Source organism: Devosia sp. Root685 (assembly GCF_001427875.1).
GTDB lineage: Bacteria > Pseudomonadota > Alphaproteobacteria > Rhizobiales > Devosiaceae > Devosia.
Genome location: NZ_LMHK01000002.1, coordinates 1,296,171 through 1,322,179, shown reverse-complemented (window position 1 = coordinate 1,322,179; position 26,009 = coordinate 1,296,171). Strand labels below are relative to the sequence as shown.

The 26,009-nt window shown below is 61.8% G+C and carries 26 protein-coding genes; 11 read left to right on the top strand and 15 right to left on the bottom strand.

The features are described 5' to 3' along the window. Positions 1-53 precede the first annotated feature (53 nt). The gene (locus ASD83_RS14635; protein ID WP_200946513.1) at positions 54-575 is read left to right on the top strand and encodes a peptidylprolyl isomerase; all 522 of its coding nucleotides are present in this window, start codon (positions 54-56) and stop codon (positions 573-575) included. Positions 576-754: 179 nt separating this feature from the next. Here the strand turns inward: ASD83_RS14635 and ASD83_RS14630 are convergent, their stop codons facing one another. Next, positions 755-1,870, bottom strand: coding sequence for a PLP-dependent cysteine synthase family protein (locus ASD83_RS14630; RefSeq protein ID WP_056312056.1), 1,116 nt, complete (start codon positions 1,868-1,870; stop codon positions 755-757). A gap of 211 nt (positions 1,871-2,081) precedes the next feature. Here ASD83_RS14630 and ASD83_RS14625 point away from each other — a divergent pair, with 211 nt between their 5' ends. Then, positions 2,082-2,576, top strand: coding sequence for a hypothetical protein (locus tag ASD83_RS14625; protein ID WP_056312054.1), 495 nt, complete (start codon positions 2,082-2,084; stop codon positions 2,574-2,576). Positions 2,577-2,651: 75 nt separating this feature from the next. Here the strand turns inward: ASD83_RS14625 and ASD83_RS14620 are convergent, their stop codons facing one another. The 4 genes from ASD83_RS14620 to ASD83_RS20745 form a co-directional block, all read right to left on the bottom strand. Beyond that, the gene (locus ASD83_RS14620; RefSeq protein ID WP_162249172.1) at positions 2,652-3,329 is read right to left on the bottom strand and encodes an outer membrane protein; all 678 of its coding nucleotides are present in this window, start codon (positions 3,327-3,329) and stop codon (positions 2,652-2,654) included. 238 nt (positions 3,330-3,567) lie between these two features. After that, positions 3,568-5,190, bottom strand: a complete 1,623-nt coding sequence (locus tag ASD83_RS14615; protein WP_056312051.1) for an ABC-F family ATP-binding cassette domain-containing protein — start codon at positions 5,188-5,190, stop codon at positions 3,568-3,570. A gap of 255 nt (positions 5,191-5,445) precedes the next feature. Continuing rightward, positions 5,446-6,930, bottom strand: coding sequence for a sigma-54-dependent transcriptional regulator (locus tag ASD83_RS14610; RefSeq protein WP_056312048.1), 1,485 nt, complete (start codon positions 6,928-6,930; stop codon positions 5,446-5,448). Between the two features lie 185 nt (positions 6,931-7,115). Beyond that, on the bottom strand, positions 7,116-7,292 hold the full coding sequence (locus tag ASD83_RS20745; RefSeq protein ID WP_082561205.1) for a YdcH family protein: 177 nt from the start codon (positions 7,290-7,292) through the stop codon (positions 7,116-7,118). A gap of 152 nt (positions 7,293-7,444) precedes the next feature. Between ASD83_RS20745 and ASD83_RS14605 the strand changes: the two genes are divergently transcribed. The 3 genes from ASD83_RS14605 (at position 7,445) to ASD83_RS14595 (ending at position 9,328) form a co-directional block, all read left to right on the top strand. Further along, entirely contained in the window at positions 7,445-7,660 is a 216-nt protein-coding gene (locus ASD83_RS14605; protein ID WP_056312046.1) for a YdcH family protein, read from the top strand. A gap of 83 nt (positions 7,661-7,743) precedes the next feature. Next, positions 7,744-8,235, top strand: a complete 492-nt coding sequence (purE, locus tag ASD83_RS14600; RefSeq protein WP_056312044.1) for a 5-(carboxyamino)imidazole ribonucleotide mutase — start codon at positions 7,744-7,746, stop codon at positions 8,233-8,235. A gap of 4 nt (positions 8,236-8,239) precedes the next feature. Next, positions 8,240-9,328 carry a 5-(carboxyamino)imidazole ribonucleotide synthase gene (locus ASD83_RS14595; protein ID WP_056312041.1) on the top strand — a complete coding sequence of 363 codons (1,089 nt, stop codon included), beginning with the start codon at positions 8,240-8,242 and terminating at the stop codon, positions 9,326-9,328. On the opposite strand, the gene ASD83_RS14590 is transcribed toward ASD83_RS14595, so the two are convergent. Further along, positions 9,329-10,021, bottom strand: coding sequence for an alpha/beta fold hydrolase (locus ASD83_RS14590; protein WP_056312039.1), 693 nt, complete (start codon positions 10,019-10,021; stop codon positions 9,329-9,331). Positions 10,022-10,236: 215 nt separating this feature from the next. Between ASD83_RS14590 and rpsU the strand changes: the two genes are divergently transcribed. Continuing rightward, positions 10,237-10,464, top strand: a complete 228-nt coding sequence (gene rpsU / locus ASD83_RS14585; protein WP_056312037.1) for a 30S ribosomal protein S21 — start codon at positions 10,237-10,239, stop codon at positions 10,462-10,464. 198 nt (positions 10,465-10,662) lie between these two features. Here the strand turns inward: rpsU and ASD83_RS14580 are convergent, their stop codons facing one another. The 4 genes from ASD83_RS14580 to ASD83_RS14565 form a co-directional block, all read right to left on the bottom strand. Next, positions 10,663-11,844 (bottom strand): multidrug effflux MFS transporter, encoded by a 1,182-nt coding sequence (locus ASD83_RS14580; protein ID WP_056312035.1) that lies wholly within the window; start codon positions 11,842-11,844, stop codon positions 10,663-10,665. A gap of 35 nt (positions 11,845-11,879) precedes the next feature. Next, positions 11,880-12,692, bottom strand: coding sequence for an alpha/beta hydrolase (locus ASD83_RS21145; RefSeq protein ID WP_056312032.1), 813 nt, complete (start codon positions 12,690-12,692; stop codon positions 11,880-11,882). Positions 12,693-12,778: 86 nt separating this feature from the next. Then, complete coding sequence (locus tag ASD83_RS14570) at positions 12,779-13,417, bottom strand: DsbA family oxidoreductase (RefSeq protein ID WP_056312030.1); 639 nt, start codon at positions 13,415-13,417, stop codon at positions 12,779-12,781. A gap of 81 nt (positions 13,418-13,498) precedes the next feature. Then, positions 13,499-14,047, bottom strand: coding sequence for a tryptophan-rich sensory protein (locus tag ASD83_RS14565; protein ID WP_162249171.1), 549 nt, complete (start codon positions 14,045-14,047; stop codon positions 13,499-13,501). Between the two features lie 147 nt (positions 14,048-14,194). Here ASD83_RS14565 and ASD83_RS14560 point away from each other — a divergent pair, with 147 nt between their 5' ends. Beyond that, positions 14,195-14,407, top strand: coding sequence for a SlyX family protein (locus tag ASD83_RS14560; RefSeq protein WP_056312026.1), 213 nt, complete (start codon positions 14,195-14,197; stop codon positions 14,405-14,407). A gap of 215 nt (positions 14,408-14,622) precedes the next feature. Here ASD83_RS14560 and ASD83_RS14555 read toward each other — a convergent pair whose 3' ends face one another. Further along, positions 14,623-15,636 (bottom strand): alpha/beta hydrolase, encoded by a 1,014-nt coding sequence (locus ASD83_RS14555; protein ID WP_056312024.1) that lies wholly within the window; start codon positions 15,634-15,636, stop codon positions 14,623-14,625. A 145-nt stretch (positions 15,637-15,781) separates the two neighbouring features. Between ASD83_RS14555 and ASD83_RS14550 the strand changes: the two genes are divergently transcribed. Next, positions 15,782-16,783 (top strand): ligase-associated DNA damage response exonuclease, encoded by a 1,002-nt coding sequence (locus tag ASD83_RS14550; protein WP_056312023.1) that lies wholly within the window; start codon positions 15,782-15,784, stop codon positions 16,781-16,783. Beyond that, the gene (locus ASD83_RS14545) at positions 16,780-18,351 is read left to right on the top strand and encodes a cisplatin damage response ATP-dependent DNA ligase (RefSeq protein WP_056312020.1); all 1,572 of its coding nucleotides are present in this window, start codon (positions 16,780-16,782) and stop codon (positions 18,349-18,351) included. The genes ASD83_RS14550 and ASD83_RS14545 overlap by 4 nt, the downstream gene beginning before the upstream one ends. Before the next feature lie 209 nt (positions 18,352-18,560). Here the strand turns inward: ASD83_RS14545 and ASD83_RS14540 are convergent, their stop codons facing one another. From ASD83_RS14540 to ASD83_RS14525, 4 genes are all read right to left on the bottom strand, one after another. After that, on the bottom strand, positions 18,561-19,094 hold the full coding sequence (locus tag ASD83_RS14540; RefSeq protein WP_056312018.1) for a hypothetical protein: 534 nt from the start codon (positions 19,092-19,094) through the stop codon (positions 18,561-18,563). A 3-nt stretch (positions 19,095-19,097) separates the two neighbouring features. Continuing rightward, positions 19,098-19,490: a MerR family transcriptional regulator gene (locus ASD83_RS14535; protein WP_056312016.1), complete on the bottom strand. Its 393-nt coding sequence runs from the start codon at positions 19,488-19,490 to the stop codon at positions 19,098-19,100. Next, positions 19,487-21,202, bottom strand: coding sequence for a long-chain-fatty-acid--CoA ligase (locus ASD83_RS14530; RefSeq protein ID WP_082561202.1), 1,716 nt, complete (start codon positions 21,200-21,202; stop codon positions 19,487-19,489). Before ASD83_RS14530 ends, ASD83_RS14535 begins: the two co-directional genes overlap by 4 nt. 198 nt (positions 21,203-21,400) lie before the next feature. After that, positions 21,401-22,201, bottom strand: coding sequence for an alpha/beta hydrolase (locus ASD83_RS14525; protein ID WP_056312015.1), 801 nt, complete (start codon positions 22,199-22,201; stop codon positions 21,401-21,403). Positions 22,202-22,334: 133 nt separating this feature from the next. Here ASD83_RS14525 and ASD83_RS14520 point away from each other — a divergent pair, with 133 nt between their 5' ends. Together ASD83_RS14520 and ASD83_RS14515 are read left to right on the top strand one after the other, a co-directional pair. After that, positions 22,335-23,285 (top strand): GlxA family transcriptional regulator, encoded by a 951-nt coding sequence (locus tag ASD83_RS14520; protein ID WP_056312013.1) that lies wholly within the window; start codon positions 22,335-22,337, stop codon positions 23,283-23,285. Between the two features lie 254 nt (positions 23,286-23,539). After that, a complete protein-coding gene (locus ASD83_RS14515; protein WP_082561201.1) occupies positions 23,540-26,005 on the top strand; it encodes an acyl-CoA dehydrogenase in 2,466 nt (821 codons plus the stop codon). The last annotated feature ends 4 nt before the right edge of the window (positions 26,006-26,009 follow it).

Sequence of the window (26,009 nt, the reverse complement as noted above, 5' to 3'; positions counted from 1 at the left end):
CGCTCCCGCCGGGTCGTCCGGCGGGAGCTCTCTTTCATACCCGGATTTATATCGTGACCATCCCTGTCATTCTCGAAACCGAACTCGGCACTTTCACCATTGCGGTCGACGATAAGAACGCGCCGATTTCGGCTGCCAATTTTCTCGCCTATGTCGATGGCGGCTATCTCAACGACGCCACGGCCTATCGTATCGTGACCGACAGCAATGAGCCGGAGAAACCGATCAAGATCGAGGTGGTGCAGTGGGGATATCGCGCTTCGGACGAGAGGCCGGCGCCGTTTGCCCCGATTGCGCATGAGACCAATGATGTCACTGGGATCAAGCACAAGAACATGACCGTCTCCATGGCGCGCTTTGCGCCGGGCTCGGCGGCTTCGGAATTTTTCATCTGTATTGGTGATCAGCCGGAGCTCGATTTCGGCGGCAAGCGTAATCCCGATGGGCAGGGGTTTGCCGCGTTCGGGCAGGTGGTCGAGGGCGAGGATACGGTGCGGCGGATTTTTGGGAAGGCGGCGGCAGAGAGTGATCATCCGGAAGTGCCGGTGACGTTTTCGCGGGTGGTGAGGGGTTAAGAGCCGCCTGCCTGGTGCGTGTGGCTCCACCCCCTCCCTTCTTCCCCCATCTAGGGGGAGGTGTTGCATCGCGTGTGGGGTGGGTTTTTCTCCTCACACTGCTCTCGTGCCACGACCTCGTGGTTCGAGGCTACGCTGGCGCTTCGGACCTCACCATGAGCCTGCTGGGGACTGCGTCCCTAAACGCGGTCTTTGCGGTGGCCGGCAATCAGCAGGTCGGGGTTAAAAATACCCGTTGCGATGACCTCTTCGATACGCGCCATGTCGTCGGCGATGTCGATGCCCTGTTGCGCCAGCCAGTCATCGGAAAAATAGGTTTGGGCGTAGCGTTCGCCGCTGTCGCAGATGAGGGTTACGATGGAGCCGGCTTCATCGCGCTGGGCCATTTCGGAGGCGGCCCAGAGAAGACCGATAAAATTGGTGCCCGTGGAGCCGCCGACGCGGCGGCTGAGGCGTTTTGAGAGCACTCTTGTTGCTGCAATCGAGACGGAGTCGGGGACCTTGAGCATGGCGTCGACGACGTTGGGCACGAAGGAGGCTTCCATGCGGGGGCGGCCGATGCCTTCGATGCGGCTGCCGCGCTGGCAGCGACAGGCGGTGTCGGTTTGGGTCCAGCCTTCGTAAAAGGCGGAAAATTCCGGATCGGGGACGCAGAGTTCGGTTTTAAAACTTTTGTAGAGAATGTAGCGGCCGATGGTGGCGGAGGTGCCGCCGGTGCCCGGGCTCATCACCACCCAGCGCGGGATGGGGTGGCGCTCCATGGCCATCTGGCGAAAGATCGATTCGGCGATATTGTTATTGCCGCGCCAATCGGTGGCGCGCTCGGCGAAGGTGAACTGGTCGAGATAGTGCCCGCCCTCGCGGGCCGCGAGGTTTTTGGCTGCGTCATAGATGGCCGAGGGTTCATCGACGAAGACGCAGTGGCCGCCATATTGCTCGATGGCTTCGATCTTTGTGCAGGACGTGGTGCGCGGCAAGACGGCGTAGAATTTGAGGCCGAGGAGGCGGGCATAATAGGCTTCGCTGACGGCGGTGGAGCCGGAGGAGGCCTCAACAAGCGCGGTATCGGGGCCGATGACGCCGTTGCAGAGGCCATAGAGAATGAGCGAGCGCGCCAGGCGATGTTTTAGACTGCCGGTCGGGTGGCAGGATTCGTCCTTGAAGTAGAAGTCTACTTCTGGAAAACCGGGCAGGGCCAGGGGGATAAGATGGGAATCGGCGGAGCGCTGCGCGTCGGCGTCGAGCGTTCGAATGGCGCGGCTTGTCCAGGTTTCTCTGTGTTCTAAAATGTCCATAATTAGAAGAACAACATCCTATTATTGGCTTATATAATAGTACGTGATTTTGCGATATCGGTCAATTTTGGATTTAATCGCGCTTTGGTGGGCGTCGATTGCGGGGCGAATTAGGGTGGCGTTTACCAAGGCGCTTCAAGGTGCGCGGCGCAAGACACCCGGCACGCGACGCCGGGCGGCACATATTCACTAAAATCCGGCAGGACGCGCGATGCTCAAATCTCTTTCCATTGTCCTCTGCCTTGCCCTGGCAGTGCCTAGCGTCGCGGCGGAATGGAAATATGAGGGCGCGGGCGTTCCCATCGCCTATTTCGACACGGGCGCGGCGCAGTTCCAATTCGCCTGTCGCGGCGGAGACCTTGCCATGGCGTTCTGGGTGCGCAAGCCAAGCAAGGAGGTTGCTGAGGCCAAGGCGATGAGTCTGGCCATCAATGTGGGCGGGGCAAGCTCGGGCAGTCTTGCCGCGGCGGGCGGCACCGTTTTTGCGCAGGATTTTCCGCTCATTCATAGCGATGGCAGTTCGATCCTGGTGCGTGGACCGGTGGCCCGCCAATGGGCCGGAATCGCGCAGCGCGCCGCGGACCTGATCCGCGTCGGCTTTGTGCGAGAGAAAAGCCAGGGCGGGCTCGAGGTTTTCGATGGGCACGCGTTTGGCGCCCGGGGCTCAAATGCCGCGATCGCCAAAGTGCTGCGGCAGTGTGGATAAGAAAAAGGCCCCGTTCGGGATGCGAACGGGGCCGATTTTTGTGAGGGGAGGAGCAAGGCCTTTCGGCCTCGGGCCTTAGAAGCTGTAATTGACGCCGGCGCGGATGACGCTGAATTTGTGGCCGATGTCGCGGGAGCCGCCGGGCAGGTTGCCATAGGCCTGGCTGCCGAGGTCGACATAGAGGTATTCGGCCTTGACCGAGATATTGTCGGTGGCCTTGGCCTCGATGCCGAGGCCGGCGGTCCAGCCGAAATGGGTGGCCGACTGCGAGGTGGTGAGGGGGCCGTTGACGATCTGCGAGGTGCCGCGGCCAAAGGCGGCGCCGAGGGTTGCATAGGGCATGACCTGACCAAAGGTTACGCCGGCACGGCCGCGAATGGTGCCAAAGTTGTCGAGCTTGGATTCGAAGGTGCCGACGCCGCCGGCAGCCGGTTCGCTATAGCCCAGGTTGGACAGCTGGAAATCGGCTTCGCCGCCGAGCACGAAGCCGCCCATGTCGGCATTGACGCCGGCCTGGATGCCGCCGGTCCAGCCGGAGCTGTTATTGTTGGTATTGGCAATCGCGGGGGATGTCGCGGCGTTGCCAAAAGCGTAACCGCCATTGACGCCGGCATAAAAGCCATTCCAGTCGACGGCCGAGGTGGACGAATACATGGGGGACGTGGCCGGGGCGCTGTTCCAACCCAGATCGGCGGCTCCTGCCGACGCGGTCAGCGTCAGGAGAGCAGAAATCACAATGGCGGAACGCTTCATTTTTGGCCTCGTCGATATACGCCTAAACATGAGGCCCAAAATCGGCTGAAGGTCTTAATGATCGGGTAAGGAATAAGGTTAACGCACCGGGTTTTATCAAATTGTGAAAGGTGGCGTTAGGGATGGGGTGGGGCCCATGCCACAGCGTCCTTCCCGCGCAGGCGGGATTCTCTCTCTATCCGGGGTGTGGCTGCAGGATTCCCGCTTTCGCGGGAATGACGCGGTGGGGTGAAAGGGCTCAGCTATGGAGGCCCGGGGCTTCGCGGCCGGTGGAGGCGACATATTCGGTGTAGCCGCCGCCATAGACATGAACGCCCTCCGGGGTGAGTTCGAGCACCCGGTTGGAGAGCGCGGCGAGGAAGTGGCGGTCGTGGCTGACGAAGAGCATGGTGCCTTCGTATTGGCTGAGCGCGGTGATCAGCATTTCCTTGGTTGATATGTCGAGGTGGTTGGTCGGCTCGTCGAGGACGAGGAAGTTCGGCGGATCGAACAGCATCATGGCCATGACGAGACGCGCCTTTTCGCCGCCTGAAAGCACGCGGCATTTCTTTTCGATTTCGTCGCCGGAAAAGCCGAAGGCGCCGGCCAAAGCGCGGAGGGGGGCCTGGCCGGCTTGCGGGAAGGAATATTCTAGCTGCTGGAAGACGGTCAGGTCGCCATCGAGCACATCCATGGCGTGCTGGGCGAAATAGGCCATTTTCACCGAGGGGCCGCGGGAGACGGAGCCGGTGTCGGGGTCGGTGGTGCCGGTAACGAGTTTGAGCAATGTCGATTTGCCGGCGCCGTTGATGCCCATGATGGCCCAGCGTTCGCGGCGGCGGACGTGGAAATCGAGGCCGTCATAGATGGAGCGGGAGCCATAGCTCTTTGAAACGCCCTTCAAAAGCGCAACGTCTTCGCCGGAGCGCGGGGCGGGGCGGAATTCGAAATCGACGGTCTGGCGGCGTTTCGGCGGCTCGACGCGGTCGATCTTGTCGAGCTTTTTGACCCGGCTCTGCACCTGCGCAGCGTGGGAGGCGCGGGCCTTGAAGCGGGCGATGAAGTCTAACTCCTTCGCCAACATCGCTTGTTGGCGCTCGAATTGCGCCTGCTGGTTCTTTTCGGCGATGGCGCGCTGGCTCTGGTAGAATTCGTAATTGCCGGAATAGGAGGTCAGGGAGCCGGCGTCGATCTCGACGATTTTGGTGCAGATGCGGTTCATGAATTCGCGATCGTGCGAGGTCATGAACAGGGCGCCCTGGTAATTCTGCAGGAAGGCCTCGAGCCAGATCAGGCTTTCGAGATCGAGGTGGTTCGAGGGTTCGTCGAGCAGCAGTGCGTCGGGGCGCATAAGGAGGATTTTGGCCAGCGCGACGCGCATCTTCCAGCCGCCCGACAGGGCGCCGACATCGCCGTCCATCATTTCCTGGGAGAAGCCGAGACCGTCGAGGACTTCGCGGGCGCGGCCATCGAGCGAGTAGCCATCAAGCTCTTCGAACTGGTGCTGGATTTCGCCATAGCGCTCGATGATGGCGTCCATCTCGTCGGCTTTGTCGGGATTGCCCATATCGGCTTCAAGGGCGCGCATTTCGACGACGAGCGTGCTGACGGGGCCGGCGCCATCCATGACTTCGGTGACGGCGCTGCGGCCGGCCATTTCGCCGACGTCCTGGCTGAAGTAGCCGATGGTGGTGCCGCGCTCGACCGAGACCTGGCCTTCGTCAGGCTGTTCTTCCCCAGTGATCATGCGGAAGAGGGTGGTCTTGCCCGCGCCATTGGGGCCGACGAGACCGATCTTTTCGCCCTTGAGGAGGGTCGCCGACGCCTCGATGAAGACAATCTGCTTGCCGTTCTGCTTGCCGATGCTTTCGAGGCGGATCATTTTTTTGGGCTTTCAGAGAAGTGCAGTGGTCCCCGTGGCGGCGCGGCACGCCCTCGTGGTTCGAGGCTTTGCCAAAAGCAAAGCACCTCACCATGAGGGCTACTGGTGCACCATGAGGACGACTGGGGCTGTTTTTGTTGCCCGTGCTCTAAAGCACGGCCCCGCCATAACGCAAGGGCGGTATGGTCAGGGCTTCCATGCCAAAAGCTCAGGCCGCTGGCGATAAACGTCGTTTACGCCCGCGATGAACTGCGTTTACGCGGCGTCGTTGATGAGGCCTTCGGCCATGCCGTATTCGTGCAGTTTGCGGTAGAGCGTCGAGCGGCCGATGCCGAGGGCGCGGGCGACGCGGGACATGCGGCCGCCGTGGTAATCGACGGCGAAGGCGATGGCTTCGCGCTCGATATCGGAGAGGGCCTGGAGGTCGCCGGACGAATTGAGGAAACGATCCTGCATGGACTGGATGATCGGTTCGGCGCGAAGGCGGGCCGGGGCGCTGTCGATGTGAATGGGCGCAGAGAGAACCGCAGCCTGTTCGGTGGCGCGGACGGCTTCTTCGCGGCCCGAGGACTGGGCAAGGATTTGCGGAAAATCTTCGACTTCGAGGAAGGCGGCGTCGGCGAGGACCACGGCGCGGTAACAGGCGTTTTCGAGCTGGCGGACATTGCCGGGCCAGTCATAGCCCGCGAGAAGGTCGAGGGCGGCCGGGGTGGCGCCGAGGATGCGCTTGCCGGCTTCGGCGGCGAAGCGGGCGATGAAATGGGAGACGAGGGCGGTCAGGTCTTCGAGGCGCTCGCGCAGCGGCGGCACATAGATGGGAAAGACGTTGAGGCGGTAGAACAGGTCCTCGCGGAATTCGCCTGACTTGGCGAGATTGAGGAGGCGCCGATTGGTCGCCGAGATCAGGCGGACATTGACCTTTTCGGGGCGGGTGGCGCCGACCGGTTCGATCTCGCCTTCCTGGAGGGCGCGCAAAAGTTTGACTTGAGTATCGAGGGGGAGTTCGCCCACCTCGTCGAGGAACAGCGTGCCGCCATGGGCTTCGGCGAATTTGCCGGATTGATCGGCGATGGCGCCGGTGAAGGCGCCCTTCTTGTGGCCGAAGAGGACGGATTCAACGAGATTGGGGGGGATGGCGCCGCAATTGACGGTGGCGAAGGGTTTGCCGGCGCGATCGGAACCGCCCTGAATGATGCGGGCGACCAATTCCTTGCCCACGCCGGTCTCGCCTTCGATGAGAACGGGAATCGGGCTTTTGGCGGCTTTGGCGGAGAGGGTCAGGACACGAGCCATTGCGGGGGCACTGGCGATCATGTCCGATGGGGCGAAGGTGCCGGAGCGGCGGGCGTGTTCGGAGCGGATGGCAGCTTCGAGCGTGTCGAGTTTGAGCGCATTGCGCAGCGAGACGACGAGGCGCTCGGGCGAGACGGGTTTGACGAAATAATCGGCCGCGCCTTGGCGCATGGCGGTGATGACGGTTTCGAGCGAGGAGTTCGCCGTCTGGATGATGACGGGGGTCGTCAGGCCCTCGGCCCGCATGGCGGCCATGACGCCCATGCCATCGAGATCGGGCATGACGAGATCGAGGATCATGGCGCCGATCTGGCGGTCGTCGCGCAGAATGGCGAGCGCCTGTTCGCCGCCCGTGGCGGTGAGCGGCTTGAAACCGGCCCGGTTGGCGATTTCGGCCGTCAGGCGGAGTTGCACCGGATCGTCGTCGACCACAAGAACGCGCGTCATGCCTATCCCAAGTTTGTTTCGTTGCCCGGCACGAATCGGGTGTGCCGTTTTGGGAGAGAATGAGGAAAGTGGCTTAAGAGGGTGTTAATCCTAACGAATTTCTGGCGCCGACAGCGAGGCAAATAAAAAGGGCCGCGGAAAATTCCGTGACCCCAGAATTCAGTCAGTGTGGTCGTCCAACCAGACTAATGCCGTTCGGTTATGTTGAAGCGGGTGATTGCGTCTTTTACTTCCAGCTTCTTCCGTTTCAGCGCGGAGACCATCAGGTCATCCATTTGGCGGTTCTGCATCTCTGCCTGAATCCGCCGGTCCAGTTCCTGATGGCGCCGTTCCAGCGCTTCGATGTGGCCTTCAGTGGTCATAGACAACTCCCTTAGACATCGTGGACAGAGGCATAGTCACAAATCTTTCATGCTTTGTCGACGGCCCCGGAGACGCTCACCGAAATCTGATGCAAATCGTGATGTGATGGGTTAACCAAGGGTAAGTGGGGCACGAATAGCCGGTTTCGTTGATGTTGCAGCTCGACAAGGAACAGGAAGCCCAGTTCGGGCTGGAGCTGGCGACAAAGCGCCAGGAACACGCGGATCTCGACGCCGCCATCCACACTTTGACGCAATCGCAATTTGCCGACCGGATGCTGGTGCAGCGGCTCAAGAAGCGCAAGCTGGCGCTGAAAGATCGCATCGTGCAGCTCGAAAGCTTCCTGCTGCCCGATATCATTGCCTGACGCTTTTGGCGGCTCATGCCTTGAGCGCTGCCGCATTTTAGGCTAGATGCGCGCTTTGCGGAGCGGCAGGGGGAGAACTCGCCATGCTCAAGCCATCAGTTGCCATTGTCATGGGCAGCCAATCGGACTGGCCCACCATGCGGCTCTGCGCCGAAACCCTCGAAAATCTCGAAATTGAATATGAGGCGCGGATCGTTTCGGCGCATCGTACGCCCGAGCGGATGGTCGATTTCGCCATGAATGCCAAGGCGGAAGGCTTCAAGATCATCATTGCCGGGGCCGGGGGGGCTGCGCACCTGCCGGGGATGATCGCGGCGATGACGCCGCTGCCGGTTTTTGGCGTGCCGGTGCGTTCCAAGGCGCTGAGCGGCATGGATAGTCTTTATTCCATCGTGCAGATGCCGGGCGGGGTGCCTGTCGGCACGCTGGCCATCGGCGAGCCGGGTGCGATCAATGCGGCGCTGCTTGCTGCCGCCGTCTTGGCGCTCAACGATGATGAACTGGCTGACCGGCTCGATGCGCATCGCGCGCGGCAGACCGCGGCCGTGCCACAATTTCCTTCCGATACCGAGTAGCGCCTTGTCCGATCTCCCCGTCTCGCTGCGTCCTGGTTCCACCATTGGTATTCTGGGGGGCGGGCAGCTTGGCCGCATGCTGGCCCTTGCCGGTGCCAAACTTGGGCTGAAGAGCCATATCTATTGCCCGGATCCGCAGAGCCCGGCTTTTGATGTGACCCCGTTCAAGACGGTGGCTGAATATGACGACGAGGCGGCGCTGCGGGCTTTTGCGGCCGAGGTCGATGTCATCACCTATGAATTCGAGAATGTACCGGCGGCGACGGCGGAAATTCTCGCGAGCCTGAAGCCGCTGCGACCGGGCGCCAATGCTTTGGCGATTTCGCAGGACCGGCTGGCCGAGAAGGGTTTTTTGGCTTCGAAGAATATTCCGGTGGCGCCGTATCGGGTGGTGCATTCGCTTGAGGATTTGCAGGCGGCGGTGGCCGAACTGGGTCTGCCGGCGGTGCTGAAGACGACGCGTCTGGGCTATGACGGCAAGGGGCAGCGGGTGCTGCGCGAGCCGGGTGATGCTGAAGCCGCTTTTGCCGAATTGAAGCCGCATCCGCTGGTGCTCGAGGGGTTTGTGCCCTTCGAAAAGGAAATTTCCGTGGTGGTGGCGCGCGGGGCCGATGGGTCGGTCAGGGCGTTCGATCCGGCCGAGAACGTGCATCGGGACCATATTCTATTCACGTCCACTGTTCCGGCCGATGTTGCGCCGGGCATCGCAAAGCACGCTGCCATGCTGGCCAAGGTTATTGTGGTGGCGCTCGACTATGTCGGTGTTCTTGGCGTGGAATTTTTCGTGCTCGGTGGAGAGCGGCCAAGTCTCATCGTCAACGAGATCGCGCCGCGCGTGCACAATTCCGGGCACTGGACCGAGGCCGTGTGCCTCACCGACCAGTTCGAGCAGCATATGCGGGCGGTGGCGGGCTGGCCGCTCGGCGATCCCAGGCGCTATGCCGATGTGGTGATGCAGAACCTGGTCGGGGACGAAGTGGACGTGGTGCCCGATGGCATCGACGGCGATACCCAGCCGCATCTTTATGGCAAGGCGGAAGCGCGGCCGGGGCGGAAGATGGGGCACATCAACAAGATCGTGCGGAGCCAATAATCAGCGGGCGAGCCAGTTCCTGAACGCGTCGGCGACGGCCTTGGGGTTTTCCATGGTCGGCAGGTGGCCGCTTTTGGCGAAGCGGACAATATCGGCATGGGGAATGGTCGCGGCCATTTCCTCGGCGAGTTCGGGCGGGGTCAGCGCATCTTCGGTGCCGACGCCGATCAGCGTGGGGACCGTGATCTTGGGTAGATCAAGACGAGAGTCGATGCGGCCGAGGATCGCCATCTGTTGGCGGATATAGGCCTCCTGCCCGAGGCGCTCGGCCATGGCCTGCACCTCTTCGGAGAGCGGGGTATTGAGGTTGCGCTTGGCGAGGAGGCTTGGCAGTAGGCTGCGCGACACGCCGATGAATTTCCCGAGCTTCACATTATCGATGCCCTTGCGGCGAGCTTCGCGGCGTTCGTCGCTGTCGGGGCGGGCGGAAGTGTCGAGGAGGGCCAGATGGGTTACGCGGTCGGGGGCCTGGCGCATGATTTCCAGCGCCACATAGCCACCCATCGAGAGGCTCGCGAGGGCGAAACGCGGCGGGGCGGCGGCGAGCGTGCGGCTGGCCATGGCGGCGACCGAGTCATCAAGGGTCAGGTCGGCGACCATGGGCGCGATTTCGTCGCGCAGCGGCTGGACCACGTCGCGCCACAGTCGGGCGTCGCACAGAAGACCGGGCAGGAAGACGACGGGTGTCAGCATGGTACAAGCCTTTGAGCGCGATTATGAAGCGGTAGACCGCTTCGGAAATTGAGGCAATACGCCGAATTTCCTCAACTCCCATGTGGACAAGTTCCTGGAGGCGAGCTATATAGCGCGCCACGGTGACCGGCTCGGCTGGTCGGCGAAGTGGTTGTTATGGCTATTTCGCATCGAATAATGACAATGTGCCAAAGCTTTGAAAGGGCAGTTGACCTTTGCAAGTAGTCGTTCGCGATAACAATGTTGACCAGGCGCTGCGCGCCCTGAAGAAGAAGCTGCAGCGCGAAGGCGTCTTCCGCGAGATGAAGCTTCGCAACTACTACGAAAAGCCCTCCGAAAAGAAGGCTCGCTACAAGGCAGAGGCCGTTCGCCGCGCCCGCAAGCTGGCCCGCAAGCGCGCACAGCGCGAAGGCTTGATTGCCGCGCCGCCGCCGCGCAACTAGTTGGCGCAGTATTAGATTTGAAAACGCCGTCCTTTTGGGCGGCGTTTTTGTTTTTGGGGGTGGGGTGATGCCTGTTTCCACACCGGCTGTCATCCCGGCGAAGGCCGGGATCCAACCTGAGATCTCAAGATGGTCCCGGCCTTCGCCGGGGTGACATCGAGGGTGGGGGAGAAATATCGGCTCTAGGCAGCGAAGAGGCTATGCCTTCCGCACGCGTCGCAGATCTATGATTGCCAGAATGATGGCCAGCGCTGCAAGCATGGGCATGAGGGTGACGAGGGCGGTGCGGGCTTCGGGGAACAGGACCGTGCCGGCGAGGGAGGCGAGGAAGCCGCCGCCCATCTGGAAGAAGCCGGTGAGCGCGCCGGCCGAGCCGGCGATTTCGCCGAAACCGGACATGGCAGCGGCGGTGGCGCTGGGGCTGAGGCAGGCGAGCGAGAGCATCCAGAGGCCAACGGGGATCATGACGGCGAGCACTTCGCCGGGCCAGATGCGCGGACCGATGGCATAGGCGAGGCCGGCGAGCGCGATCAGGACAAGGCCGATGGCGACCAATTGCCAGCCATCGAGATGCTTTGAGAGGCGTGCGGCGATGATATTGCCGGTGATGAAGGAGCCGGTCTGGATCAGCATGGCCATGGCGAACTGAAAAGGCGTTAGGCCGATCTGGCCGATGAGCACGAAGGGCAGGAGCGCGGCCGAAGCATAAAAACCACCAAAAGCGGCGGCGAGGGTGCCGGCCGGCAGCAGGAAGGCGGGGGCGCGGAGGAGCCGGCCGTAATTGCCGACGATGGTGGACGGTTTTAGCGGAACGCGGCGATCCTCGGGCAGGGTTTCGCGCGCGGAAAAACCGAGCAGGGCGATGATGGCGAGGCCGAAGGCGGCCATGACCATGAACATGACGTGCCAGGAACCGATAAGCATGATGGCGCTGCCAAGGGTCGGGGCGACGGCGGGCGCGACGGTGAGCACGAGATTGATGAGCGTGAGAATGCCGATGGCCTCGCGGCCGACAAAGAGATCGCGCACCATGGCGCGCGAAAGCGCGACGCCGGCGGAGACGCCAAAACCTTGTAATATGCGGCCGAGCAGCAGCACTTCGAGGCTGGGCGCGAAAGTGGCGACGAGGCCGCCAAGGACGTAGATCGCGAAGAAGACGATGCCCACGGCGCGGCGGCCAAAGCGGTCCGAAAGAGGGCCGCAGATGAGTTGGGCCAGCGCGAAGGCGGCGAAATAGACGGTGAGCGTCAGCTTGCCGCCGGCGTCATCGGTCGAGAGATCGGTGACGAGGGACGGCAAGGCGGGCGCATAGAGCGTCAGGCTCAACGGCCCCGTCGCCACCATGAGGCCGCCGATGATCGCCGTGCGGCGTCCCGACATGGCGGGGCCGGCGGGGGTGTTGCTGGTGGTGGAGGTCAGTTCACCGCTCCTGAGCGGATGAAGAAGGCTTTGGCCTTCTCCCAGATGTCGGCGTTCCAAAGGTCGGAATGGCCGGCATTGGGGACGATCCAAAGCTCGTCGGGATTGGGCGCGAGGGCAAAGAGGCGTTCGCCATTGGATACGTCGATGGTGCGGTCGGCAGTGCCGTGCGCGACCATGACGGGTTCGGTGACGTCGGCGATCCATTCATCGGAGCGGAACTGGTCGAGCATGACCCAGCTTACCGGGAGGATGGGATAGCGCTCGGCAGCGACGGCGACAGCGGAAAGGAAGGGCGTTTCAAGCAGCAGCGCTTTTGCATCGCGCTCGCTGGCGACATAGGTCGCGGGCCCCGTGCCGAGCGAGCGCCCCCAGATGACGATCGGGACATTTTTGGCGGCGGCCCAGTCGTAGGCGGCGATGGCGTCGTCGAGAATGCCCGCTTCGCTGATGGCGCCGGGAGAGAGCGGAAAGCCGCGATAGTCGAAGGCGAGGAAACCAAAGCCTTCAGAGACGAAGCGCTCGTAGCGAATGTGTTCGGCGGAAAAACTGCCGGAATTGCCTTTGTAATAGACAATCAGGGGCTTGCCGGGCTGGGGTGGCTGGTACCAGCCATTGATGACTGCGCCATCGACGGGAATGGAAATTTCCGTGGCGTTTGGAAGGGCTGCGCCGGCGAGGGGCGTTATCTCGCCAGTCGCCTCATATTGCAGGGCGCGCTGGTTGAAATACATGAAGCCAACGGCCCCCGTATAGATCACGAGGACCAGAGCGATGAGGGCGATGGCCCCGATACGAATGAACTTCACCGGCGTGTTCCCGAACAGCTTTCCGCCAAGCCTATAGCAGGCTTGGCGTGCTTGGGCATGTCTTTGTCCCGAAACCGGCGGCTAGTTCAGAGTTCGGAAATGGTCTTTTCGAGCGCCTGGGCGAAAACCTCGTCGGGCTGGGCGCCGGAAAGGGCGTATTTTTCCCCGAAGACGAAAAAGGGCACGCCGCGAATGCCCTGCTGGGCCGCTGAGGTGGCGAGCTGTTCGGTGATTGCGAGCTCGTTGGCGTCGTTCATGGCGTCGAGCGCATCGCCGCGATCCCAGCCGAACTTTACCGCGACATCGGCAAGCACATTGTCGTCGTTGATCTGCTGGTGGTCGAGGAAATAGGCCTCGGCAATGGCATTGGCCAATTCGTGCTGGTTGCCATTGGCTTTAGAGAGGCGGGTGATGGTGTGCGCCTTGGCGGTATTGAACATGCGCGGTTGCTGGGACAGATCGAGATCAATGCCGGCCTTTTCCGCTTCGCCTTCGACGCGGGCCCACATTTCCTTGGGGTCGCGGCCGTACTTTTCCTTCAGCATTTCGCCGACATCGACGCCTTCGGGCGGAACGGTGGGGTCGAGATAGAAGGGGTGATTTTCAACGGCCACTTCGACGTCGTCGGGGAGATTGGCGAGAGCCTGATCGAGACGGGCGGAGCCGACGAGGCACCAGGGGCATACGACATCGGTAAAGACATCGATCTTGAGCAAGCGAGCCATCTTACGCTCCAATGGATGAGGTTGCCCTCACATGGCGCGCAGAGGCACCACTCGCAAGAAGGCACTTTGCGGTAACTGGGTTTAAGGGGCGGCGGCGGGCGGATTTTGCGCAGTGATCAGCGCGAAGGGCGGGCTCCAGGCGGCCGCAATGGCAAGGCCAAGGGCGGCACCAAAACCGATCCAGACAAGAGCCGGAAGCATCAGCCAGCCGCCAAGGCTAGACGCGGCGGCAACGCGCAGGCCAGTGGCAATGGCGAGGAGAAGCACACCTGCCATGACCAGGGCCAGACCCAGAGAATCGAGCGCGGCGGCGGGAAACGGGAAAGCGATCATGGCGATGACCAGCGCGATGCCCCAGGGGAGGACGGCGCGGTTCTGTTTTGTCGCAAGGCCAATGGCGAGGCCGACGAGAAACAGCAGCACGAGGTGCATTGCTGCACCGGCCCAGCCGGGCAGGCCCGCGGGGGAGAAAAAGTGCGGCTGGAGGCCCACGGCTTCGCCAAGAAAATTGGCGGCGCCGAAGGCGGCAAGCGGCAGAGTGGCGGCCAGCGCCAATTGCGCCACGGCCCCTAAATCGAGCGTGTGTGCAATCGGGTGGAAGCTATTTTCTTTGGCCGTCGTGGTCGCCATTTTGCGGCTCCCGCTGTTCATGTTCGTGGGATCAATGGCGCTGACGGGCGAGAGGTTCCCTTTGGGTTAACACTCTCGCGTGTAGGGATAACTTGCGGAGCACGGTGGCGAGGACTATTTGGGGCCGGTCTTTGCAAGGGAACGGTCATGGCAGATCACGATCAGAACGACCGGCTGGAGCGGCTCGAAAGCCGGGTGGCTTTCCAGGACCAGACGATTGAAGATCTCAATGGTGTCATCACCGAGCAGTGGACGGTGATCGAGCAATTGCGGCGCAAGATCGAGGTGATGGAAGAGCAGGTGCGCAGCGGCGGCTATATCGCCGATCCCTCAAGCGAAAGACCGCCGCCGCATTACTGACCGGTCGCCATTCCGCTGATGCTGGCCTGCAAATGGCAGCTTTCTGCGCTTCCGGTGCTCACATACTGATGTACGCTCCGCCATAGCCCTGCGAGCGTAGCTCTGCGGGCGTTCTTCGCTGGCAATGGTCCACCGGACCTTTGCCAAGGCGCTCATCACTTCTCGAAAGCAGCCATTTTCGTCTCAGCCTGAGCGGACTGTCGACCAGTCAGCGGCTACCTCGTCAGCGTTTCCGCCAGGAAGGGCAGGCTGATGTCCATGCGGTAGTCGACGCTGGAGTGATTGTCGGAAAATTCTTCGTAGCGGTGGGGGATGCCGCGTTGTTCGAGGGTGCGGTGGATGCGGCGGGAGCCGTAGAGGATGTTGTATTGATCCTCGGTGCCGCAATCGAAGTAGAAGCCCTTCAACTGACGCAGCGCGTCGGCATGGGTTTCGACCATGCGGGCCGGGTCCCATTTGAGCCAATTGGCCCAGCGCTCTTCGATCAATTCGCAGGTGTCCGATGTGACCGGCAGGCGGAGGCCGAGAAAGGTGCTGGGTTCGGGATCGGGATCAAAGCTCGCGGCCTGAGCGAGGATCATCAGGAGGAGCGTGTCCTTGCCGTCGATCTTTTGCTTGGCTTCGAAGGCGCGCATCCAGGTTTCGATGGAATTTTCCGATTTCGCTAGGATCCGCAGGCTGTTCGGAAATTCCGGGATATAAAGGTTTTCAAAGCCGGCATCGCCTGAATGGCTGGCGGCAGCGGCCCAGAAATCGGGGTGCAGCATGGCATGGATATGGGCGCCGAAGCCGCCCGAGGACTTGCCGAAAACGCCGCGCTTGCCGCTGCCGCCGCAGGAGAACTTTTGTTCCACGAAGGGCGTCATCTCCTTGATGAGAAAGTCTTCGTAGTTTCCGAGGACGGGGCTGTTCACATATTGATTGCCGCCAAGGCGCGAGAAGCAATCGGGGAAGGCAACGACGACGGGCGGCATCTTGTTGTCGCCGATCAGGCGATCGAGCCGCTCGGGAACGTTCTCGCCAAAATTCTTCCAGGCGGTGTGGGCCGGACCGCCGGCGGTATAGCCGACAAGATCGACCAGCAGGGGCAGGCCTTCCCCGGTATGGCCGGCGGGCACGTAGACATCGACAAGGCGCTCCGTCGGGTCGCCGAGCCGATTGCCGGCAAGGGCCTTGCTGTCGAGGATCAGCCGGTGGATGGTACCTGCGGGATGGGTGGTGCGGCGCATATCTTGCTCCTTTTTGTGCCCTTGGGTTTGGATCAGTGCAGATGAATTGACAACCCTACGACCGGGCGAACCATAGATTCCCGCTTTGGCGGGAATGACACCGTGGGTGGTGAACCGGCAGGGGTAGAGAACCGTTTGAGGGATTATGGGCTTCATCATCGACCGCAATCTCTATGTGCCTGAAATCGACGCCTGGATCGATCCGTCCGAGCCCAAGGCGCGGGCGATCATTACGCATGGGCATGCCGACCACGCGCGCTCGGGGCATGGGGCGGTGCTGGCAACGCCCGATACGATCGAGATCATGAAGGTGCGCTATGGCGAAGATTGCGCCGGGCAGTTTCAGGGCCTCGATTTTCATGAACCGCTGACGATCAATGGCGCGACGGTCACGTTTTTCCCGGCCGGGCATATTCTTGGTTCGGCGCAGGTTCTCATTGAGGCCGAGGGGCAGCGGGCGGTCGTGACCGGCGACTATAAGCGGTTGCGGGACCGGACGGCGCAGCCTTATGAAGCCGTTTCTTGCGACCTGCTGATTACCGAGGCGACGTTTGGACTGCCGGTGTTTCAGCATCCAGATCCCAAGGATGAAATTGCGCGGCTCCTGAAATCGGTCGCGGCGCAGCCCGAGCGGAGCCATCTGGTCGGCTCCTATGCCTTGGGGAAGGCTCAGCGGGTGATTGCGCTACTGCGTGATGCTGGGTGGGACAAGCCGATTTATCTCCATGGCGCCATGACCAGGCTTTGCGAGCTTTATGAAGCGCTGGGCGTCGAGCTTGGGGAATTGCTGCCGGCGACGGGCATGGGCAAGGCCGAGATGATGGGGCAGATCGTGATTGCGCCGCCTTCGGCCATTCGCGATCGCTGGAGCCGGCGGTTTCCCGATCCGGTCGTCTGTCAGGCCTCGGGCTGGATGAGCGTCAAGCAGCGGGCAAGGCAGGCATTGGTGGAACTGCCGCTGGTGATTTCGGACCATTGCGACTGGGACGAATTGACGGTTTCGATCCTTGAAAGCGGGGCCGGGACGGTCTGGGTGACGCATGGGCGCGAGGATGCGCTGGTCTATTGGTGCAGGCAGCAGGGCCTTAATGCCGAGCCGCTGGCGTTGCCGGGACTCGATGACGATGGCGGGGAGGGCGGGGAATGAAGCGCTTTGCCGATCTTCTCGAACTCCTTGCCCTGACGCCCTCGCGGACGCGAAAGATTGAAGCGCTGAAGCGGTATTTTACTGAGGTGCCGGACCCCGATCGCGGTATCGCGCTGGCGGTGCTGACGAGCGAGATGGATATTCGCAATGTGAAACCGGCTTTGTTGCGCGACACGGTGCTTGCCGAGGTCGACGAGACGCTGTTCAGGCTCTCCTACGATTATGTCGGCGATCTCGGAGAGACGATTGCGCTGATCTGGCCGCATAAGGCCGAGGGGGAATTGCCGGGACTGAGTGTGCTGGTGGACCTGCTCAATCACACGAGCAAGGCGGAACTGCCCAAGGTGATCGGCGGGCTGCTCAGTCAGGCTGCCATTCATGAGCGCTGGGCGCTGGTGAAACTGGCGACGGGGGCGCTGCGGATCGGGGTTTCGGCGCGCTTGGCCAAGACCGCGCTGGCGGAGATGAGCGGGATCGAGCTGCAGGAGATCGAGGAGGTTTGGCACGGCTTAAAACCGCCCTATGGCAATCTCTTTGCCTGGCTCGAGGGCAAGGCGGCAAGGCCGGATGTCGATCATGCGGCGCGGTTTCATCCCCTGATGCTGTCCAATCCGATCGAGGACAAGGATTTCGACAAGCTCGATCCCAGGGATTTTTCGGCCGAGTGGAAATGGGACGGCATTCGCGTGCAGATCGTCATGGGGGCGCAGGGCGTTTCCATGTTCTCGCGCACGGGTGATGAGATCAGCGCCTCGTTTCCCGATGTGGTCGGGAACGTGATGGGGCAGGGTGTGCTCGATGGCGAATTGCTGGTCGGGCATGATTTCGACGCCAGGAGTTTTAATGACCTGCAGCAGCGACTGAACCGGAAGGTGGCGCAGGGCAAGCAGATGCTGGAATTGCCGGCCTTTGTGCGGATCTATGACATGCTGTTCGATGGCGACGAGGATATTCGGGCGTTGGGCTGGGAAGAGAGGCGGGCGCGGCTCGAGGCGTGGTTTGCAAGGAACAGGCAGACGCGGCTCGATCTCTCCGAAATTTTGCCGTTTGGCGATTGGAATGATCTCGGGGCGCTGCGCCGGCAGGGGGCCGATGAGCATGGCCACGAAGGGGTGATGATCAAGCTCAGGACCGCACCCTATGTGCCGGGGCGGCCCAAGGGGTTCTGGTTCAAGTGGAAGCGCGATCCCAATGTGGTGGATGCGGTGCTGATGTATGCGCAGCGCGGGCATGGCAAGCGCAGTTCGTACTATTCGGACTATACGTTCGGGGTCTGGAAGGGGAACGAGATCGTGCCGATCGGGAAGGCTTATTTCGGTTTTACCGATGAAGAGTTGAAGCAGCTCGACAAATGGATCAGGGCGAATACGACGGGTAGTTTCGGGCCGGTGCGCGAGGTGAAGAAGGAGCTGGTGTTCGAGGTGGCGTTCGACTCGGCGCAGAAGAGTGGGCGGCACAAATCGGGCGTGGCGCTGCGCTTTCCACGCATAAGCCGGATCCGGTGGGACAAGCCGGCGCAGGAGGCGGCGCGGCTTGAGGATATGGATGCGTTTTTGGGGGCGAGTTAGCTATCAGTGGACCTCATGGTGAGGTGCCCCGGGCCTGCCCGGGGCCTCGAACCCCGAGGACGTGGCGTTAAGGCATCCGGGCACGACCTCGTCCTTCGAGGCTACGCTGCGCTCCGCACCTCAGGATGAGGTCTACTGGGCAGGATGAGGTCTACTGGGCAGGATGAGGTCTACTGGGAAGGTGAGGTCTACTGTTGAAGCGGCGGGGGCTACGCCACCGCCCGTCTTAGTCCTGAAGTTGGAAATTTCCGGCCGGCTTTGATCAGTTTGCCATCGAGGCCGAGCATCTTGTCCCAGAGTGCGATGACGAGGGGGCTGGGGGCGACGTTGGGGAATGTCTTGAAGATTGCCTGGCCGGCTTTGTCGGCGGGGAGGTATCGGGCGAGAATGCCGAGCGCGGTGGCGGCGCCTCTGGTGCTGCCCTGGAGGCAATGGATCAGCAGGCGGGCGTCTTTGGGGAGAGCATCGACGAAGGCCATGATTTCTTCGATATGGGCGCGGGTCGGGGCCCCGGGAGCGGCGGGATCGGCGACGTCCTCGAAGCGCGCGTGGAGCTGTTTGCTCTGATCGAAGTCAGGCAGGCCGAGATAGCGGCTTTCCGGGCCATAGATGGAAATGATGTGGCTTGGCGCCCATTCCAGGCCATTGCGGCGGGCCTCGGTCTGGCTAGAGACCAGCATCGCAGCCGGCCAGCGATGGGGATGGCCGATACCGTCTGTCAGGGGCGCGAATAATTCTGACATGGCCTAACTCGCGGGGGAGACTCGATTTCGGGCAAGTTTGCGGATTTCTTGCAGTTCGGCAATCGTGGTTTGCAGGTCCGCCAATTGTTGTTCAAGCAATTTTACGCGCTCGTCGACCTTTTCGGCCAGCAGGCTGACCTGTTGCCCGCGGTCGGCGTCGTAGAGCGCGAGATAGTCCGAAATATCGCGCAGCGAGAAGCCGAGGCGCTTACCGCGCAGGATCAGAATCAGCCGGGCGCGATCGCGGCGGCGGAAAACGCGGGTGGCGCCGAGGCGCTCGGGCGATATCAGACCCTTGCTTTCATAAAAGCGGATGGCCCGGGTCGAAATGCCGAATTCGCGGGCGAGATCGGCGATGGAATAAAGGTCCGGGCTATCGGCATCGGGGGACGTCACGGCTTTTTGGCTTTCTTCTGGGCATATTCTTCGCGCAACTCTTTTTTGGAGAGCTTGCCGATCAGGGTTTTGGGCAGCGCGTCCTTGAAGATGATTTCCTTGGGCATTTCGATCTTGTTGAGCTTTTCGGCAAGGAAGTGTTTCAGGTCGGCTTCGCTGACGGTCTGGCCGGCGCGGAGTTTGACATAGGCGACCGGCGCCTCGCCGCGATAGTCGTCGGGCACGCCGATGACATTGGTTTCCTCAACCGCCTCGTGGGTCATCAGCGCTTCCTCGATGGTGCGCGGATAGACGTTGAAGCCGGAACAGATGATCAGGTCCTTGATGCGATCGACGAGGAAGACATAGCCGTCTTCGTCAATATGGCCGACATCGCCGGTACGCAGCCAGCCATCGTCGAACGCTTCGGCCGTTGCTTCGGGATTGTTATGGTAGCCAGCCATGACCTGGGGGCCCTTGACCTGCAATTCGCCGTCTTCGCCGATGCCGACTGGCCTATGCTTGTCGACGTCGACGAAGCGGATATCGGTGCCGGGGAGGGGCAGGCCGATGGACATGGGCTTTGAGGCGACGCGCAGCGCGGCGCAGCAGACGACCGGCGAGGCTTCGGTAAGGCCATAGCCTTCGGCAAGGATAGCCTTCGATTTTTTCGCAAAGGCATTGCGCACTTCATCGGGGAGAGCCGCGCCGCCGGAAATGGCGACTTCAAGGCTTGCGAGATGGGCAGCAGTGGCGGTGTCGGCACGGGCGATGGCGTTGAGAAGGGTTGGCACGGCGGGGAGGACGTTGGCCTTGGTGCGCATCAGTAGATCGAGCAGCGCTTTCAATTCGAAGCGCGGCAGCATGACCACCTGGGTGCCGTTGCAGAGCGGTACGTTCATGCAGACGGTCATGGCGAAGATGTGAAAGAAGGGCAGGACGGCCACGACCTTGGAAGGCGGGTAGAAAAGTCCGCAGCCCCATTTGTCGATCTGGCTCATATTGGCCGCGATATTGGCATGGGTCAGCAGTGCGCCTTTGGGGATGCCGGTGGTGCCGCCGGTATATTGTTGCACGGCAATATCGGTCTTGGCGTCGATATGAATGGCGCTGGGGGTTTCGCGCGCGGCGATCAGATCGTTGAAATCGCGGGTCTTGCCGGCATGGACGGATCTTGCCGGGTTCGAGAGGTCCTTGCGCTTGAAGAGGGTGTAGAGAACCTTTTTCGCCAGCGGCAGGGCGTCGGGGAAGTGGCAGACGACCAGCGACTTGACGTGGCCGGCCGTGAGCAGGGCCTCGGCTTTTTCAAATATCTGCCTGAGGTCGAGTGTGACGAGGATGTCGGCGCCGGCATTTTTGGTGATGTGGCTGAGTTCCGGGACCGTATAGAGCGGGTTGCAATTGACCACGGTGCCGCCGGCGCGGAGCACGCCATAATAGGCGATGGGGTAGAAGGGGGTATTGGGCAGCATGAGCGCGACGCGGCTGCCCTTTTTTACCCCATATTGCGATTGGAGGGCGCCGGCAAAGGCGACGATCTTTTTGGCAAGATCGCCAAAGGTAGTGGTGTGCCCAAGGAAATCGAGCGCCACTGCCGAGGGATTGCGGGCGCAGGCGGCCAGAACCTGTTCATGCACCGGGGTCGTGTCGATCTCGGTCTGCCACTCGATCCCTTCGGGATAGCTGGCAATCCAGGGGCGGACGCGGTCGGGCGAATGAATCTCGGTCGACATGCCTTGTTTCCTCCTCGTGATGCCGGCAGCGCGGTTTGTTCCGTCGCTTCCTCCGCCAGCATGGACGAACTATTTCACGGCTTTACGTTAGCGTCAAACAGCTGCCCAAGCGTCGCGGGCGCCTTGTGCTTCGCTCCAAAAGAAAAGCCCCGCCGGAGCGGGGCACTCGTTGTTTCTGCATCAAGGTGGGCCCGGCCGTCAGGCAGCGGCGCGCGGCTGCGGCTTGCCTTCCGTCTGGGCAAGCGCCCAGTCGAGCGCCATGTCGGCGACCTGTTCCCAGCCATTGTCCATCAGCGTCCAATGCGAGCGATCCTCGAAGATGTGGAGGTCGGTCTGCGTCCTGGCCTGGCGCTGCTTGTTGTAGATGGCGCGGGTCATCGAGGCATCGGCGATCAGGTCCTTGCCGCCGCCGATCAGGAGGAGCGGGGCGCGGCTCTGCTTGGCCCAGTCGATCTTGATCGGGTTGACGACACCATTCCAGTAGACGCGGCCGGGGGTCGGGACGACATAGCGATCATAATTGGCATCGACATCGGCGATATCCTGGGTCTGGGCGAAGCGGCTGGCGAAGAAATCACGGGTCATCACCTTGGCCTTCTTCCACGAGAAGAGATCGGAAAAGACCGGCAGGGCCGAGACGATGGCGTGAGGTCCAAGCGGCACACCGGGCGTGGGAGCGGGGTTGATGGCGACGCCGGCAACACCGAGACCGCGGGACAGAAGGTGCTGGACGAAGACACCGCCGAGCGAATGCCCGATCAGGATCGGCTTTTCCGGCAGGGCGCGGATGATGGCTTCGTAGTGATCCAGGATCTGGCGTTGGCCGAGGGTAGCAAGTTCGGCGGCTGGGGCGGCGCGCAGTTCGGCCGGGGTGCGGTTGTCAAAGGGCCAGTCGGCGGCGATGACATTAAAACCCTTGGCTTCGTAGCGGGCCTTCACCTTTTCCCAGGAACGGGCATTGAGCCAGGCGCCATGGATAAGAACGATCGTGTTGGTCATTTTTAGTCTCCTCAGTGTTTGGCGAACGCCTTGTTCGCTGTTCATGAGGAGAGATTAGGCCGGGTTCGTCATTGCCGGGATTGGCGGATATGACATTAATAGGTCCAGAAGTGACAAACGCTGCGAGGGTGGGATGAAGACCGTCGATGTAGCCTTGATGCTCTATGCCAATTGTCAGATGGCCTCCGTGCACGGACTGGGAGATCTGTTCTCGGTTGCCAATCAATATGCGTCCGACCATGGGGGCACGGTGCGCATCCGGTCCTATCACTGGTCCCCGGAAACCGACGAAGGGCAGCGGCCCGCCTATGTGATCGTGCCGGGGCGGTTGACCGCACCGATGGACAAGGACGAGGCGAGCCAATTGGCAGAGTGGCTGCGCGATTGCCACGCCCATGGCGCCACCATTACCTCGGTCTGCGGCGGTGCCTTTGTCCTCGGGCATTGTGGATTGCTCGAGGGGCGGCGGGCGACGACGCACTGGTTTTATGGCGACGCGTTCAGAGCTGCGTTTCCGGCAACGACGCTGATGCCGGGCGACATCCTTGTCGAGGATGGGGATATCATCACCGCTGCGGGCATGATGGCCTGGACCGATCTCGGGCTGCGGCTCGTGCACCGCATTCTCGGGCCGACGGTGATGGCGGATACGGCAAAGTTCCTGCTGGTCGATCCGGCGGGGCGCGAGCAGCGGCATTATTCGCGCTTTGCGCCAAATCTGACGCATGGCGACAAGGCGATCCTGAAAGTGCAGCATTGGCTGCAGGTGCGCGCGGGCAAGGAAGTGTCCGTGGAAGCCATGTCGGCCGAGGCGGGGCTTGAGGCGCGGACATTTTTGCGCCGGTTTCAGAAGGCGACAGGCGTTCGGCCGACCGAATATGTGCAGGACCTGCGCGTAGCGCTGGCGCGCGAAAAACTCGAATTCAGCCGCGATACGGTGGAGCAGATCGCCTGGGATGTTGGTTACAAGGACCCCGCCGCGTTTCGGCGCGTGTTTCAGCGCATTACCGGGCTCGGGGTGGGCGCCTATCGCGACAGGTTCAACGCCATATCGGGCATGTTGAGCCCCGGAAACCTCGCATAAAGAACCCGGGCGCATGCTGCAGTCCGGGGATGGCTTGGTCAGGCTGGGGGGGGTGAACCAAATAGACGCAAACGGCGTTTAGTTGACGTTTACGTAAACCTTGCTAGATTGAACTCAACACCTGCCCGGCCATAGATTGAAATGGCGCGCGGCATAGACGGTCGGCCTCGCACTCATGCAGCAGGCGACCTTTGGTTTGGCATGGCGGACGACGCCCCAAATCCGGCGTCGCGCCGTCCGAGGAGGACAGTGCAGTGACCCTATTGCTTTTCGTGATCGCTCTTGTCGTGTTCGCCACCCTGGCGATGCGCGAAAGTCCGCTCTGGCACTGGGGTGTGGCGGCCGTTGCGGTCGGTCTCGTGTCGGGCGTCAGCTTTGGCACGGTCCATGTCGAATATGGCCTCGGCTTTGGCAGCTGGGTGCTTATTGTTTTTGGCGCGGTGCTGCTGGCCTTGAGTATCGAGCCGCTGCGCAAGGCGGTGTTGATCACGCCGATCTTCGGGGCCGTCAAATCCATCCTGCCCAAAGTGAGCCGCACCGAGCAGGAAGCGCTCGATGCCGGCACCGTCGGCTGGGATGCGGAGCTGTTTTCCGGCCGGCCCGATTGGGACAAGCTGACGATGATCCGTCCGCTGACGCTTTCGGCCGAAGAGCAGGCGTTCCTCGACAATGAAACCGAAACCGCCTGCAAGATGATCGACGATTGGGACATTCGTCACAATCGCGCGGATCTCTCGCCCGAGCTCTGGCAGTTTTTGCGGGACAAGGGGTTTCTCGGCATGCTCATCGGTAAGGAGCATGGTGGCCTCGGCTTTACCGCTCAAGCGCAGTCGATGATCGTGTCGAAAATCGCCAGCCGTTCGGTGGCGGCGGGGATCACCGTCATGGTGCCCAATTCGCTCGGGCCGGGCGAGCTGCTCGAAAAATACGGTACGCCGGAGCAGAAGGACAAATATCTCCATCGTCTCGCGACCGGTAAGGACATTCCGTGCTTTGCGCTGACCGGCGTGCATTCGGGTTCGGATGCTGGCGGCATGCGCGATATCGGCATTGTCACCAAGGGCATGTGGAATGGGCAGGAAGTGCTCGGGGTCAACCTGACCTTCGACAAGCGCTACATTACGCTGGCGCCGATTGCGACGCTGGTGGGGCTGGCTTTCATTTTGAAGGACCCGAACAACCTGCTTGGGCGTGGCGAGGATATCGGCATTACGCTGGCGCTGATCCCGAGCGATCATCCGGGGCTCGATATCGGCCGCCGGCATTTTCCGGCGCGGCAGGCTTTCATGAATGGCCCGGTGCGGGGCACGAATATGTTCGTGCCCATCGACTATCTCATTGGTGGTACCGAATATGCCGGGCAGGGCTGGCGCATGCTGATGGAATGTCTGGCGACGGGCCGCGCCATTTCGCTGCCGGCTATCGGCTCGATCTCGATCAAAGCGACGCTGCGCGCGACCTCCGCCTATGCACGGGTGCGCCGCCAGTTCGGTATTCCGGTTGGGATCATGGAAGGCGTTGCTGAGCCGCTCGGCGAGATGATCAAGCGCGCCTATAGTTTTGAGGCGGCGCGGCGGTTGACGGCGTCCATGGTCGATGAAGGCCAGCGCCCGGCGGTGATCGCGGGGCTCTTAAAATATACGACGACCGAAGCCATGCGCGACAGCATGGATGATGCCTTCGATATCCAGGGTGGCCGCGCCATTCAGGATGGGCCGGGCAATTATCTCTTCGGTGCCTATCAGGCACTGCCGGTGGCGATCACCGTCGAGGGCGCCAACATCCTCACGCGCACGCTGATGACTTTTGCGCAGGGCGTGCTTCGGGCGCATCCTTATTTGCTCAAGGAAGTGCAGGCGGCGCAGAACAAGGATCGCAAGGCCGGGATCGACGCTTTCGACAAGGCGTTTGGCGGGCATACCGGCTTCATGCTGCGCAATATCGTCGCGAGCTTTCTCCATGGGCTGACCAATGGCGCTTTTGCGTCCTCGCCCAATGATGGGCCGATGGCGGGGTGGTATCGCAAGCTCCATCGCTACTCGCAGGCCTATGCGCTGGTGGCCGACTGGACGACGGTGGTTCTGGGGGGAGCGCTGAAGCGCAAGCAGAAGCTTTCGGGTCGAATGGCCGATCTCTTGGGCGATCTCTATCTGATGTCGGCAACGCTGAAGCGTTTTGACGAAGAGGGGCGGATCGCCGAGGACAAGGAACTGGTTGAGGCCATCATGGCGGATCGTATCGCTTCAATCGAGAAGAGCTTTGGCGAGGTGTTCGACAATTTTCCCAATCCGTTCTTTGCTTGGGCCATGCGGTTCCTGTGTTTCCCGCTGGGGCGTCATGCCAAGCGGGCGAGCGACCGGGTCAATTATCGTTTCGTGCGTTCCGTGCTGCGTCCGGGCGCCTTCCGCGATCGTTTGACCACGGGCGTTTACGTGACGACGGACCCAAATGACGTCACGGGCGTTCTGGAAGACGCGTTTATCAAGGTGACGGAGGCCGAGGAAATCGAGGCCCGGTTCATCAAGGCCTCGCGGCGCGGGGTGTTCGAGCGGCGTCTCGACCGCGATGCGATTGCCGATGCGGTAGCGGCGGGGGTGATCAACGACAACGAAGCCGGCATCATGCGGGCGGCGGATGAGGCGACCAACAAGGCGGTGCATGTCGATGATTTCGATCATGATGTCTTGAAGCACACCGAGCCGCGCGCGGCAGCGGAATAGAAGC

What these genes read in the sequence shown, in the direction of transcription:
- ASD83_RS14630 (WP_056312056.1), bottom strand. Translation starts at nt 1,870, where the DNA reads ATGGACATTTTAGAACACAGAGAAACCTGGACAAGCCGCGCCATTCGA.
- ASD83_RS14625 (WP_056312054.1), top strand. Translation starts at nt 2,082, where the DNA reads ATGCTCAAATCTCTTTCCATTGTCCTCTGCCTTGCCCTGGCAGTGCCT.
- ASD83_RS14620 (WP_162249172.1), bottom strand. Translation starts at nt 3,329, where the DNA reads ATGAAGCGTTCCGCCATTGTGATTTCTGCTCTCCTGACGCTGACCGCG.
- ASD83_RS14615 (WP_056312051.1), bottom strand. Translation starts at nt 5,190, where the DNA reads ATGATCCGCCTCGAAAGCATCGGCAAGCAGAACGGCAAGCAGATTGTC.
- ASD83_RS14610 (WP_056312048.1), bottom strand. Translation starts at nt 6,930, where the DNA reads ATGACGCGCGTTCTTGTGGTCGACGACGATCCGGTGCAACTCCGCCTG.
- ASD83_RS20745 (WP_082561205.1), bottom strand. Translation starts at nt 7,292, where the DNA reads ATGACCACTGAAGGCCACATCGAAGCGCTGGAACGGCGCCATCAGGAA.
- ASD83_RS14605 (WP_056312046.1), top strand. Translation starts at nt 7,445, where the DNA reads ATGTTGCAGCTCGACAAGGAACAGGAAGCCCAGTTCGGGCTGGAGCTG.
- purE (WP_056312044.1), top strand. Translation starts at nt 7,744, where the DNA reads ATGCTCAAGCCATCAGTTGCCATTGTCATGGGCAGCCAATCGGACTGG.
- ASD83_RS14590 (WP_056312039.1), bottom strand. Translation starts at nt 10,021, where the DNA reads ATGCTGACACCCGTCGTCTTCCTGCCCGGTCTTCTGTGCGACGCCCGA.
- ASD83_RS14580 (WP_056312035.1), bottom strand. Translation starts at nt 11,844, where the DNA reads ATGTCGGGACGCCGCACGGCGATCATCGGCGGCCTCATGGTGGCGACG.
- ASD83_RS14570 (WP_056312030.1), bottom strand. Translation starts at nt 13,417, where the DNA reads ATGGCTCGCTTGCTCAAGATCGATGTCTTTACCGATGTCGTATGCCCC.
- ASD83_RS14565 (WP_162249171.1), bottom strand. Translation starts at nt 14,047, where the DNA reads ATGGCGACCACGACGGCCAAAGAAAATAGCTTCCACCCGATTGCACAC.
- ASD83_RS14560 (WP_056312026.1), top strand. Translation starts at nt 14,195, where the DNA reads ATGGCAGATCACGATCAGAACGACCGGCTGGAGCGGCTCGAAAGCCGG.
- ASD83_RS14555 (WP_056312024.1), bottom strand. Translation starts at nt 15,636, where the DNA reads ATGCGCCGCACCACCCATCCCGCAGGTACCATCCACCGGCTGATCCTC.
- ASD83_RS14550 (WP_056312023.1), top strand. Translation starts at nt 15,782, where the DNA reads ATGGGCTTCATCATCGACCGCAATCTCTATGTGCCTGAAATCGACGCC.
- ASD83_RS14545 (WP_056312020.1), top strand. Translation starts at nt 16,780, where the DNA reads ATGAAGCGCTTTGCCGATCTTCTCGAACTCCTTGCCCTGACGCCCTCG.
- ASD83_RS14540 (WP_056312018.1), bottom strand. Translation starts at nt 19,094, where the DNA reads ATGTCAGAATTATTCGCGCCCCTGACAGACGGTATCGGCCATCCCCAT.
- ASD83_RS14530 (WP_082561202.1), bottom strand. Translation starts at nt 21,202, where the DNA reads ATGTCGACCGAGATTCATTCGCCCGACCGCGTCCGCCCCTGGATTGCC.
- ASD83_RS14525 (WP_056312015.1), bottom strand. Translation starts at nt 22,201, where the DNA reads ATGACCAACACGATCGTTCTTATCCATGGCGCCTGGCTCAATGCCCGT.
- ASD83_RS14520 (WP_056312013.1), top strand. Translation starts at nt 22,335, where the DNA reads ATGAAGACCGTCGATGTAGCCTTGATGCTCTATGCCAATTGTCAGATG.